Source organism: Acinetobacter sp. X9 (assembly GCF_054889255.1).
Genome location: NZ_CM142679.1, coordinates 2,099,186 through 2,111,494, shown reverse-complemented (window position 1 = coordinate 2,111,494; position 12,309 = coordinate 2,099,186). Strand labels below are relative to the sequence as shown.

The following is a 12,309-nucleotide window of genomic DNA, read 5'->3' as shown; positions in this document are numbered from 1 at the left end:
CCAAAAAGGTTCTGCATGCGTAATTTAAAGAATGCTGCGATGAATGGTTATTTTTCGGTTTTTTATCGAACCAATTTATATCTTTAAAATCATTTGATGTAATTCTATTTTAGTGGAATACTTATCTATAATTTTGGAATTAAAGTTTATCGGTAGATGGAAGATATTAATATCCGCATTGCGCAGCAAGTGCGTGAAATACGTCTAGCGCGTGGATATACCCTAGATATTCTTGCTAGTCGATGTCAGGTAAGCCGTTCTGCAATTTCACTCATTGAAAGAGGAGAAGCGAGCCCTACAGCTGTTGTTCTTGAAAAGCTAGCAAATGGTTTAGGGGTGCCTTTGACTCAGCTATTTGATTCGCCCCAGAATACTCAATCGCCTCAACCTATGGTACGGCGTACTCAACAAGCAGAATGGAAAGATCCAGAAACGGGATATATTCGCCGTCAAGTTTCGCCTCCAAATTGGAAATCTCCATTTCAGATCGTTGAAATTGAATTTCCAGCTCAATCTCGAGTTACTTATGAAACAAGTACGAATTCTAAAGTTGTATTACAGCAAATTTGGGTAATAGAGGGGCAAATTGATATTCAATTGGGTGAAAACTTTTATGCTTTACAAGAGGGGGATTGTTTGGCGATGCAATTAGATCAACCGATCATATATAGCAATCCTTCTTCTAAAGCTGCTCGATATATTTTAGTTGTATGTAATGAGCTCGTCTCTATTCTTAAGGAATCTTCATGATTAAAAATCTTAATCCAAATTTACGTTTAATCGATTGTCATGAAGCTACACATGCAAAGGCTATATTAGATATTTTGAATGAAGCAATTATCAATTCTACTGCTTTGTATGACTATTTGCCGCGCTCTGAAGAGTCGATGAAAAACTGGTTTGCAGTTAAAAGAGAAAATGGTTTTCCTGTCATTGGTATTGTAGATGAGAAAAACAAGTTATTAGGTTTTGCAAGTTGGGGAACTTTTAGAGCTTTTCCTGCCTACAAATATACGGTCGAACATAGTATTTATATTCATCATGAACATCGTGGCGGCGGATTAAGCAAAATTTTAATGCAAGAATTGATTAAGCGTGCTCAAGAGGCAGACTTACATGTATTGATAGGCTGTATTGATGCAACCAATCAAGCAAGTATTGGTTTGCATGAAAAAATGGGCTTTATTCATGCAGGTACTTTTAAGCAAGTCGGTTTTAAGTTTGGCCAATGGTTAGATGCTGCTTTCTATCAGTTAAATTTAAATACACCGCATATCCCAGTTGATGGATAAACAATAAAGCTTTCAAATTTTAAGTTTGAAAATAACCCAGTTTATAAGGATGAATATAAGCTGGGCTATAAAGTTCAAATTATAAAATACCTAGCTGCTCTAATCCTTTATAAGCAATTTCTTTTCGAATAGAACTAGGTATGCCTTTCTTCATTTCTAAATTAAGTGAGAAAGCTATAATTTCTCCCTGAGGTTGAACTACCCAGCCTGTAAACCAACCAACTTGTGGGTCAGCATCCCATCCCCAACCACTTTTGGCATAAATTTTCCGTCCATTTTTTTCTTCTATGAACAGCATAGATTGAACTTGTTCTTGCACATTTTTGCTAAAAGGAAGAGTTTTATGGGCTAGTTCATAAGCAAACTGGGCTTCTTGTTGAGGTGTAATTTTAAGTGGACCAACAAGCCAAAAATCATCTACTGTTGAACCAATATGAGCATTACCGAAACTAATGCGTTTTATCTCTTTAGACATAAGATCAAGGCCAATTCGTCGAGCTAGTTCCTGATAAATTGGAATAGCAGAAGCTTTCATCGCATCGCCTAATGTCATGTCTTTTTCCCAATCGGGAAATAAACGCTTTTGCCCATCCCATTTAAACACTTCAGTTGGTGTTGCTTTATGATGCTCAAGTCCAATCAAAGCATTTAACATTTTAAAGGTAGAGGCGGGAACATATTCGGTTGATGCTCTTTTAAGATCATTGCCATAGACTTCCTCTATTTGCCCACGTTTTATAACTAAAACACCTTCAGTTTGTGCTTGATCAAACAATGATTTAATTTTCTCTGAGTTTTTATTGGTAGAAATTGACTGTATTTGATGTTGTTCTACCGTATTAAAAGAACATGCAGACAAAAACATCGTACCAATGGCAAAGAAAAGAGCTTTTTTAGTCATGAGTTTGTGTGGGGTTAGAAGAGTTATTCTTTAATTTAACTTGAATAGAGGTACTTTTAGATAGAGAAAATGTAAGTTATTTAGGAAATTCTATATCTATGTACTACTTCTTAAAATTTTATTAAACAACTATATAAACAAAGAAATATATCCAATTTTCTAAAAACCTAAGTTTTCAACTAGACTAAAAAACTGCTTTCTTGAAGGACTTTCCGTTTAACTAGAGTAAAAAAATTAAAATCTAATTGAAGTCGCACTTGATAAACTTGATACAGCACTCATTAATAATAAAGCATGTTTGTTTTTATCGAGTTAAAATCAAATGTACTCTAGTATTGCAGACTCTTGTTGATCCGATAGCATTGTTAATTTTTAGGAATTAGACAGAACTATCAAAGCTAAGAGGAACGCTTAAACCTTATTTGTAACTTAGGTAGGGTTGGGTCAAATAAAACTGCAATGAATTTTCTTTTTGAGATAGATAAAGTTTTACATGAATTTACTTCTTATTGTAGTTCTGGGCGCGATTGTTGAAATTGCCGTATGGATTGGCGTAGCACAGTTCATCAGTGGATGGTATGTGTTCTTTTGGTTCATTCTTGCTTTCTTTATTGGTTTGGGGCTTATTCGCAGAAGTACTGCTGGTATTATGCCTCAATTACAGCAAATGCAGATGACTGGCCAACTCGGTAATGACCCAACAGTAACTAAAAAACTTGCTTATGCTTTTGCAGGTTTCTTATTAATGTTGCCAGGCCTTGTTTCTGATGTGTTAGCGGTTTTAATTTTGATCCCTGGTGTTCAAACTGCTTTCCGTAATATAGCCATGAGAACTTTGGCAAAACGCCAACAAGCTATGATGGATAAAATGATGGGTGGTATGGGCGGTAATATGGGTGGGCAAAATCCATTTGCTGATCTAATGCGCCAAATGCAAGATATGCAGAATCAACAAGGTGGTGGTAGTCAAGGTCAATACCGTGATTCAAGCATTATTGACGGAGAAGCGCGAGAAGTCACTCCAGATCACAAGAAAATTGAACATAAAAATAAGGATTAATAAATACCTTATCTAAAGGCCTAAACCTCTAAAGTTTAGGCCTTTTTTATTTTAAGAAGATATAAATTATTTAGTTAGATGTTCAGTCACAACAGAATCTGTTTGAGCCACTTCAGTTGGGCTTTCTTGTGGTTTTGTTTGAGGCTGGTATTTGTTTGAAGCTAAGGCTGTTTGCTTATTTTCAGATTGTTGATAACCTCGGCTTCTGTTAGCTCGTTCGCGAAAGCCACCTTTATTAATGAGCTTTGTATGTGACATGCATTTGCCTAAAATATGAGATTATTCGCTTATTTTAACAAATTTGGCAAAATATCAAAATAAGAAAAATAGTCCTATAAAAATAATATTTAACTTATATATATGTTTTTAATTAATATTTTTTAATTGACTCAATTGTTCATCCAGATTGAATTATCTATTCATTTCACATAGGATAAATATAAAGGATGTATAAATTAAAAAATGTAGCAAACCTATTAAAACAACAACGGTTGAAATGAGGGAAGGAGGGTTACCTATGCTATATCAATACCATTGTGCGTGTTGCGACAAAGTTGTGGCATCGACTGATAAATCATGTCCATATTGTGGTTCACAACATATTCGAAGCCCGTATGGCTTATGGATGTTTTGTGTGATGGCTTGTCTAGCTGTTGTCGTTGTATTTAAAGTTGTCCATATTTATATCCAGAACCATCAAGATACTCCAACGCAGTCAACTTTACTGGATGTATTAAATCAGGATGATAAAACGACAAGACAATAGATTTTGATTACAGCTACAAAAGATATGGCGTCAAGGATGATTGCTAGAAGATTAAACCCTGCATACCATAAAATTTGAACTATAAATAAAAAAGCCCGCTCAATGGCGGGCTTTTTTACGATTTTATTTTAAAGGCCAGCAGCATCTTTAAGGGCATCAACTTTATCAGTTTTTTCCCAAGTAAATGCAGAGTCGGAACCTTCGCGACCAAAATGACCATAAGCCGCAGTTTGTTTGTACATTGGTTGAAGAAGATCCAACATACGAGTAATACCAAACGGTCTTAAATCGAAATGATCACGTACAAGTTGAATAATCAACTCATCAGAAACTTTTGCTGTACCAAAGGTATTAATTGAAATCGAAGTAGGTTCTGCTACACCAATTGCGTAACTCACTTGAATTTCACATTTGTCAGCAAGACCAGCGGCTACAATATTTTTTGCAACATAACGACCAGCATAAGCAGCAGAACGGTCAACTTTAGATGGATCTTTACCAGAGAAAGCACCACCGCCGTGACGAGCCATACCGCCGTATGTATCAACAATAATTTTACGACCCGTTAAACCACAGTCACCTACAGGGCCGCCAATAACGAACATACCTGTTGGGTTAATGTGGAACTTAGTAGCTGCATGGAACATTTCAGCAGGGATGATCGGTTTGATAATTTCTTCAATAACTGCTTCTTTAAGCTGGCTTTGAGAAATTTCAGGATCGTGCTGAGTAGATAAAACAACAGCATCTAGACGTACAGGCTTGCCATTTTCATAGGCAAAAGTAACTTGGCTTTTTGCATCTGGGCGTAACCATGGAAGGGCACCTGAACGACGAAGTTCAGCTTGACGCTCCATTAAGCGGTGAGCATAAGAAATCGGCGCAGGCATAAGCACGTCTGTTTCACGGCTTGCATAACCGAACATTAGGCCTTGGTCACCAGCACCTTGATCTTCTGGTTTTTGACGGTCTACACCTTGAGCAATTTCAGGAGATTGTTTACCAATCATATTGATTACAGCACACGTTGATCCATCAAAGCCAAGATCAGAGTGGTGATAACCAATACCGTTAACAGTATTACGAACAACAGCTTCAACATCAATATTAGCAGTCGTTGTTACTTCACCAGCAAGTACAACAGCGCCTGTTTTTACCAGTGTTTCACAAGCAACACGTGCGTATGGGTCTTCTTTTAAGATTGCATCCAAAATAGCGTCGCTAATTTGGTCGGCCATTTTATCGGGATGACCTTCGCTTACAGATTCCGAGGTAAAAACAGCGTACTCGCGCATGAAAGTCCTATCTTGGTTATTTCAAAAGACATAATATGTTACATCGACTTGAGCTTGAGGACCAGTTCATACTGACTAAAAAGCATGAATTTATTTCATTTATAGTGTGTTTTAATTGATAAGTGTATTAGCAAAATTGATATAGAAAGCTTTAATTTAAAGTATTTATATTTTAACAACTTGTTGCTAGTGTGTTTTTTAAACATATAACTTAATAAAAATCTTAAATATCAAAATTTGAATTTTAAAGTAAAGAAACATGATCAACGCATACAAGATTGGCTAAATATTTTATCTATATATCAAAAGCTAACAAGATTAATGTTCTTACATTTAGTCGTTGTGCAGAAAAATGAACACTGTTTTGTATAACTTAAAGATTCAAATGTTTTTTGTGTAACCAAGAAACGGTTAAAAATAAAGAAATATACCGTGTTGGGGTTTACCCTAGGCCTTTTTTTTAAGACAATATAGCGGCATTGAATGGTTATTCATCTTCTTCTTTTCATCAATCTATTAAAATTGGATTCTGATCTATGACGACCCCTTTAAACGAACGTCGTATTGCAAATGCAATTCGTGTATTGGCAATGGATGCTGTGCAACAAGCAAACTCAGGGCATCCAGGTGCTCCAATGGGGATGGCAGATATTGCTGACGTCGTCTGGCGTGAGTTTTTAAATCACAACCCAACAAATCCACAATGGGCAAACCGTGACCGTTTCGTTTTATCAAATGGCCATGGCTCAATGTTGCAATACGCTTTGCTTCATTTAACAGGTTATGATCTTTCAATTGAAGATTTAAAACAGTTCCGTCAATTGCATTCTAGAACTCCTGGTCATCCTGAATATGGCTATGCACCGGGTGTAGAGACGACAACTGGTCCTTTAGGTCAAGGTATTGCTAATGCTGTTGGTTTTGCTTTAGCAGAAAAAACATTGGCTGCTCAATTTAATAAAGATGATTTAAAAGTTGTTGACCATTTCACTTACTGTTTCTTAGGTGATGGCTGTTTAATGGAAGGTATTTCTCACGAAGTATGTTCTTTAGCTGGCACCTTACAACTTGGTAAATTGATTGCTTATTATGATGATAATGGCATTTCAATTGATGGTGAAGTAGAAGGCTGGTTCAGCGACGATACAGAAGAGCGTTTCAAAGCCTATGGTTGGCAAGTTCTTCGTGTAGATGGTCATGATGCTGATGCGATTCGTCAAGCGACAATCGAAGCAAAAGCTGAAACTCAGAAACCAACAATCATTATGTGTAAAACGATTATTGGTTTAGGTTCACCGAATAAGCAGGGTAAAGAAGACTGTCATGGTGCGCCATTAGGTAAAGATGAAATTACTTTAACTCGTGAAGCATTAGGCTGGAACGAAGAAGCATTTGTTATTCCTGCTGATGTATATGCTGCATGGGATGCAAAAGCAAAAGGTAGTGAATCTGAAGCAGCTTGGAATGCAGTATTTGCACAATATCAAGCAAAATATCCAACTGAAGCGGCTGAGTTACTTCGTCGTATCAGTGGTGACTTACCAGCAGAATTTGCAGCGCAAGCAGATGCTTTCATTCGTGAAACAAATGCGAAAGGCGAGACAATTGCAACTCGTAAAGCAAGCCAAAATACATTACAAGCATTTGGTCCTTTATTACCTGAATTGTTAGGTGGTTCCGCTGACTTAGCAGGTTCTAACTTAACACTTTGGAAAGGTTGCCAAGGTGTTCAAGAAAACCCAGCTGGTAACTATGTCTACTATGGCGTACGTGAATTTGGTATGACTGCGATCGCTAATGGCGTTGCATTGCATGGTGGTTTCGTTCCTTACGTTGCAACATTCTTAATGTTTATGGAATATGCACGTAATGCAGTACGTATGTCTGCATTAATGAAACAACGTGTAATTCATGTTTATACACATGACTCAATCGGTCTGGGTGAAGATGGTCCAACTCACCAACCGATTGAACAAATTGCTTCATTACGTGGTACACCTAACTTAAATACATGGCGCCCTGCGGATACTGTAGAAACTGCAATTGCTTGGAAGTCTGCTCTAGAACGTAAAGATGGTCCTACAGCACTTATTTTCTCTCGTCAAAACTTACCATTCCAAACACGTTCTGAGGAGCAAATTCAAAACGCTGCAAAAGGTGGTTATGTACTTGCTCAAGAAAAAGGCGAATTAAAAGCAATTATTATTGCAACTGGTTCTGAAATTTCTTTAGCAATGGAAGCTTATGCACAACTTGAAGGTGTGCGTGTAGTTTCTATGCCATGTGCAGAAGAGTTTATGAAGCAAGATGCTGCATACCGTGAAGCAGTATTACCAGCTCATATCCGTGCGCGTGTTGCTGTTGAAGCGGCTCATGTTGACTATTGGTGGAAGTTCGTTGGTCTTGATGGCAAAGTAATTGGTATGACAACTTATGGTGAGTCAGCACCAGCAAAAGATTTGTTCCAATTCTTTGGTATTACGACTGAAGCTGTTGTTGCAGCCGTAAAAGAATTAACTGCTTAAATATTAAAGTAGTGTAAAAAAGCGCTCTAGATAGAGCGCTTTTTTATTTGAGAAGTTAAATAGTGAGTTCTGTTTGGATATTAATCTGAGAGGTTAATAACTTATGAATAGGGCAATTCTCTGCAACTTTTAGTAATCGCTTATGCTGGTCTTCAGTAAATTCACCTTTGAGTGTAATTTTTCGTTCAATATTATTTTGGCCTTTTTCAGGTTCGCCATTAGGGTTTAATGCTAAATCCACTTGAACATGCTCAAGCTTAATACCTTTAAGATTCGCATACATTTCTAAAGTAATGGTGGTACAAGCTCCTAAAGCGGATAATAAAAGCTGAACCGGGTTCGGAGCAGTATCTAGGCCACCTTTATCAGTTGGTTCATCTGCAAACCATTGATGACCTGAAGGATCGGTGAGAGTTACCCGATATGGAGTGGAAGTACTTTGTGCTTGAGCAGTATTAGCCATGTTTTACCTTATTATGAATCAATAAATTTGAAATAAAAATTAATAAATCTGAAGCTTCGAATAGAAGAATATCTATACTTTATAATATGGTTTTTGAATAACAACTGTAACGCTTTTATTGTTGCATGGATGAAACATATCGTTTTATAAAGAATAGTGAATTAAATTACTTGATGTATACACTAACGACTATATCAATAAAGGATACGAAAAATGCATCTTAAAACATTAAGCTTCGGTTTGGCAGTAGCATTGGCTAGTTCAGTTACTTTAGCTGCGCCAGTAGACTACAAAATTGACCCAACACATACAGCTACTGTTTTCTCATGGAATCACTTTGGTTTCTCTACTCCAAGCGCTAACTTTTCGGATATCCAAGGCGTAATTAAAGTTGATAATGCTAAACCAGCAAACTCATCTGTAAATGTGACTATTCCTTTAAGCAGTGTAAATACAAACGTTCCTGCTTTGGATAAAGAGTTCCAAGAAGAAGCTTGGTTTAATGCTGCTAAATATCCAAATATTACGTTTAAAAGTACTAAAGTTGAAACCAAAGACAAAAAGCACTTTAAAATTACTGGTGACTTAACTGTTAAAGGCGTAACTAAGCCAGTTGTACTTGATGCTGTTTTAAACAAGCAGGGCGAGCATCCAATGGCTAAAGTTCCAGCGATTGGTTTTAATGCTACAACTTCATTCAAGCGTTCTGACTTTGGTTTAGGAAGTTATGTACCGAACGTTGGTGATAAGATCACTGTAAACATTACGACAGAAGCAACTGCCGCTAATGCAGCTAAAAAATAAGTTATAAGTTTTCTAAAAAGCTCTCAAATATGAGGGCTTTTTTATTTAGACTGGCTCTTTTTTATCTGGATCTATAAATACTAGGGGTGCTGAAGGATCGATATTTCTTTTCTGCGATTTTTCTCTTAAAAACTGGTAAGTAGGAACTTTTCTTTTTGCCTGATCGCGCAGTTTCTTTTTAATATAAAGAACCAGAGCAAAACATGTAGTTGCAACGGTCAGCATCATACCATTCATATAGCTCATGATTGAGCTTACATAGCCAATAGTTGTTAAACGATGCATCATACGTTCAACTTGAGTGCTACTTTCAATGCCCGTAATTGCCCAACTACATAGATGTTCACAGTTATTAATAATCAAATGATAGTGGTTTTCATGCATACGTGAACGCATTCGGCGAACCACAATCTTTCCTTTATAACGAGGTTTGTCATAAGAACGGACGTGTATTTTTTTGCCATGCGAGAAAGCATCTATTGACGTGATTTCAATCGGGCGTTTTTTGATGAAATGAGCTAAGCCGGAATAATGGATAATTCGACCTCTCCCTGCATATATACCATGATGGCTATAGCCGAGATGCTTTACGATGAGGTGAGCCCCTAAAGGGTAGCGTTTATTCGGTTGTTGCATGCTTACGCTGATCCAATAAAGTGTAAATGGCTTTTATTGAAAAGCTGCTAAACATTATAACCAATATCAGCAATTTGCAGTGTATTGATTACGTCGAATGAAAGAATTTGATGCATATCCAATCTATTCATATTTCTTGTATATAATTTAAGAACTTAATATGAAGGGAAAATGTCATGTCAGGTGATGTTAAATGAAATGGGGCATCGGGTGCTTAGCTTTATATGGGCTTTTGTTTCAGACTGCATATGCTATAGCGCATCAGCAGATTAAAACGGTGGAAGGTGACCAATACGATGTGGTCTCGATCAGCGATTTTAAAGCATTACGCTTGTTTTTAAAGAATCCTAATAATCAGCAATACTATAAAAGCTTTAACAATATTAATGAACAATTAAAGCAGTGTGAGCAGCTTAGCTTTGCAATGAATGCGGGGATGTTTCATTTAGGATTTTCTCCAGTAGGGTTGTATATTGAACAAGCTAAGGTAGTTCAGCCCTTAAATGAGCATAAAGGATTGGGAAATTTCTTTTTACAGCCGAATGGGGTAGTAGCTTGGAATAAAAAACAGGCCTTTGTTTTAACTATGCAACAATATAGCCTACAAAATTTGAAAGTTGATTATGCAACCCAATCTGGGCCAATGTTAGTTATTGAAGGAAAGATAAATTCCCTTTTTTTACCAGACTCTCAATCAAAGAAAATTCGTAATGGAGTTGGTATTCGAGATAATAAACTCTACTTTGTAATATCTAAGAATCGTGTGAGTTTTTACAATTTTGCCAAGTTTTTTCAAAGAAATCTTAAAGTAGAGCAGGCCTTATATCTCGATGGCTCTATTTCTAGTTTATATATGCAAAAGAACAATCGGAATGATCAGCAATTTCAAATGGGACCAATGGTCGGTTGGGTGGACGAGTCCAATTGTGCAGTAAAGTGAAATATAAAAAAGCCAGTACAAGACTGGCTTTTTAATTAATGAATAGACGGTTTTTGAGTGAGTTCATTTAACTCTTTTCGGCTATAACCACGGGAAATAAGAACTTTTTTAATTCCCTTAATGACATCTTCATCTGTTGCTTGTGCAAGTGCACTTAGAAGTTGTTCATTAGTTTTACATGAGCAGTCATTTTCAACACAAGCAGTTTGGTTTTTATGCTCGTTATGCTGTTGATCTGCCAAGAACAGCTTTTGCCAAAAACTCATAGAGCCTTCATATACAACCTAACATAGCTCGAAATATAGCCAATTTAAAATAAAATACAAGACTCCATAAGTGATAAATCCACCAATTGAACTCGAGAATTTTCGATGGGAATGCTTGAGTTAAACGAAATTATGACGAATAGATGACTTGATATTTTTTGAAAATTTAAATACTTAACTAATAAAGCGTTAAAAAATAAGGAGGTATATAACCTCCTTACTTAAAACTTTACAATGAAAGATTTTGTTTAAATCTTCTCAAGTAAAACACCAGACTCTACATGATGTGTATAAGGGAACTGATCAAATAAGGCAAATTTAGTCACTCGATGAGTTTGACTGAGCGTTTTTAAATTTTCATATAACGTGTCAGGGTTACATGAAATGTAGATAATACGTTCAAAACCTTGTAGAAGTTTTAAAGTCTCATCATCAATTCCTGCACGTGGTGGATCTACAAATACGGTGTCAAAGTCATAGCTCTGAATATCAATATTCGCTTCTTGTAGACGGCGGAATTCGCGCTCACCTTGATAAGCTTGAGTAAACTCTTCAGCCGATAGGCGTGCTACTTGAATATTATCAATTTGGTTTTGTTCAATGTTCCATTGAGCTGCATAAACAGAGGATTTTGCAAGCTCGGTAGCCAATACTCGTTCGAACTTTAAAGAGAGCGGAAGCGTAAAATTACCATTACCACAATAGAGTTCTAATAAGTGTTTCTTTGATCCTTCAGCTGCGTCACATGCCCATTGCAGCATTTTTTTGCAAACCTGTGCATTAGGCTGGGTAAAGCTACTTTCGATTTGCTTGTATTTAAATGAACGATTTAAAAGCTCGAATTCTTCAACAACGAAATCATCGCCAATAACAATTTTCTGGCCACGGCTACGGCCTATAATTTTAATATCTAATTTATTGGCAAGTGCTTTAGCGGCTTGTTCCCATTCTTGATCCAGTTTACGGTGATAAATGAGGGTAACCAACATTTCTCCGCTAAGTGTTGCGAGGAAATCAGCTTCAAATAAACGATTAGAAAGCTTAGGTTCAGCCTTGAGTTCTTCCAAAAGTTTTGGCATTAAATCATTGATGCTTTGATCTGCAATTGGAAACTCATCAATGCGTACAACGGTTTTTTGCTTGTCGTCATCGTTACGCTCAAACATGGCATAGAACATATCATTTTCTGTATGCCAGATACGAAATTCAGCACGCATACGGAAATGTTGTTCAGGTGATTCAAACACTTCTAATGTAGGTGGTGTAAATTCAGAAAATTGAGTAGTAATGCGTTCAATTTTAGCTTGAAGTTGTTGACGATAAGAAGAGGTCATAGACAAAGAAAATTTAGACAGAATCAA

Annotated in this window: 14 protein-coding genes; 7 read left to right on the top strand and 7 right to left on the bottom strand. The window is 36.6% G+C overall.

The window, feature by feature from the left end; all coding sequences use genetic code 11:
* Positions 1-156 precede the first annotated feature (156 nt).
* Positions 157-750: a helix-turn-helix domain-containing protein gene (locus ACYU0V_RS10055; RefSeq protein ID WP_017482298.1), complete on the top strand. Its 594-nt coding sequence runs from the start codon at positions 157-159 to the stop codon at positions 748-750.
* Positions 747-1,292 carry a GNAT family N-acetyltransferase gene (locus tag ACYU0V_RS10050; protein ID WP_141315235.1) on the top strand — a complete coding sequence of 182 codons (546 nt, stop codon included), beginning with the start codon at positions 747-749 and terminating at the stop codon, positions 1,290-1,292. Before ACYU0V_RS10055 ends, ACYU0V_RS10050 begins: the two co-directional genes overlap by 4 nt.
* Positions 1,293-1,371: 79 nt before the next feature.
* On the opposite strand, the gene blaOXA is transcribed toward ACYU0V_RS10050, so the two are convergent.
* On the bottom strand, positions 1,372-2,193 hold the full coding sequence (blaOXA, locus tag ACYU0V_RS10045) for an OXA-213 family carbapenem-hydrolyzing class D beta-lactamase (protein ID WP_461847271.1): 822 nt from the start codon (positions 2,191-2,193) through the stop codon (positions 1,372-1,374).
* A gap of 493 nt (positions 2,194-2,686) precedes the next feature.
* Here blaOXA and ACYU0V_RS10040 point away from each other — a divergent pair, with 493 nt between their 5' ends.
* Positions 2,687-3,253, top strand: coding sequence for an FxsA family protein (locus ACYU0V_RS10040; RefSeq protein WP_002121432.1), 567 nt, complete (start codon positions 2,687-2,689; stop codon positions 3,251-3,253).
* Positions 3,254-3,319: 66 nt separating this feature from the next.
* On the opposite strand, the gene ACYU0V_RS10035 is transcribed toward ACYU0V_RS10040, so the two are convergent.
* Positions 3,320-3,511, bottom strand: a complete 192-nt coding sequence (locus ACYU0V_RS10035) for a hypothetical protein (protein ID WP_032034812.1) — start codon at positions 3,509-3,511, stop codon at positions 3,320-3,322.
* 259 nt (positions 3,512-3,770) lie between these two features.
* Between ACYU0V_RS10035 and ACYU0V_RS10030 the strand changes: the two genes are divergently transcribed.
* A complete protein-coding gene (locus ACYU0V_RS10030; RefSeq protein WP_002121448.1) occupies positions 3,771-4,019 on the top strand; it encodes a hypothetical protein in 249 nt (82 codons plus the stop codon).
* Between the two features lie 128 nt (positions 4,020-4,147).
* On the opposite strand, the gene metK is transcribed toward ACYU0V_RS10030, so the two are convergent.
* On the bottom strand, positions 4,148-5,314 hold the full coding sequence (gene metK, locus ACYU0V_RS10025; protein ID WP_005069601.1) for a methionine adenosyltransferase: 1,167 nt from the start codon (positions 5,312-5,314) through the stop codon (positions 4,148-4,150).
* A gap of 536 nt (positions 5,315-5,850) precedes the next feature.
* Between metK and tkt the strand changes: the two genes are divergently transcribed.
* Positions 5,851-7,839, top strand: a complete 1,989-nt coding sequence (gene tkt, locus ACYU0V_RS10020) for a transketolase (protein ID WP_005076314.1) — start codon at positions 5,851-5,853, stop codon at positions 7,837-7,839.
* Positions 7,840-7,894: 55 nt separating this feature from the next.
* Here the strand turns inward: tkt and ACYU0V_RS10015 are convergent, their stop codons facing one another.
* Positions 7,895-8,302 carry an OsmC family protein gene (locus tag ACYU0V_RS10015; protein ID WP_032003499.1) on the bottom strand — a complete coding sequence of 136 codons (408 nt, stop codon included), beginning with the start codon at positions 8,300-8,302 and terminating at the stop codon, positions 7,895-7,897.
* 213 nt (positions 8,303-8,515) lie between these two features.
* Between ACYU0V_RS10015 and ACYU0V_RS10010 the strand changes: the two genes are divergently transcribed.
* Complete coding sequence (locus ACYU0V_RS10010) at positions 8,516-9,106, top strand: YceI family protein (RefSeq protein WP_002121395.1); 591 nt, start codon at positions 8,516-8,518, stop codon at positions 9,104-9,106.
* A 45-nt stretch (positions 9,107-9,151) separates the two neighbouring features.
* Here ACYU0V_RS10010 and ACYU0V_RS10005 read toward each other — a convergent pair whose 3' ends face one another.
* Positions 9,152-9,742 (bottom strand): lecithin retinol acyltransferase family protein, encoded by a 591-nt coding sequence (locus ACYU0V_RS10005; protein WP_461847265.1) that lies wholly within the window; start codon positions 9,740-9,742, stop codon positions 9,152-9,154.
* A gap of 193 nt (positions 9,743-9,935) precedes the next feature.
* On the opposite strand from ACYU0V_RS10005, the gene ACYU0V_RS10000 reads away from it, so the two are divergent.
* A complete protein-coding gene (locus ACYU0V_RS10000) occupies positions 9,936-10,682 on the top strand; it encodes a phosphodiester glycosidase family protein (protein ID WP_064784063.1) in 747 nt (248 codons plus the stop codon).
* A 35-nt stretch (positions 10,683-10,717) separates the two neighbouring features.
* Here ACYU0V_RS10000 and ACYU0V_RS09995 read toward each other — a convergent pair whose 3' ends face one another.
* Together ACYU0V_RS09995 and trmA are read right to left on the bottom strand one after the other, a co-directional pair.
* Positions 10,718-10,948: a hypothetical protein gene (locus ACYU0V_RS09995; RefSeq protein ID WP_000011679.1), complete on the bottom strand. Its 231-nt coding sequence runs from the start codon at positions 10,946-10,948 to the stop codon at positions 10,718-10,720.
* 248 nt (positions 10,949-11,196) lie between these two features.
* On the bottom strand, positions 11,197-12,282 hold the full coding sequence (trmA, locus tag ACYU0V_RS09990; RefSeq protein ID WP_461847246.1) for a tRNA (uridine(54)-C5)-methyltransferase TrmA: 1,086 nt from the start codon (positions 12,280-12,282) through the stop codon (positions 11,197-11,199).
* Between the last annotated feature and the right edge of the window lie 27 nt (positions 12,283-12,309).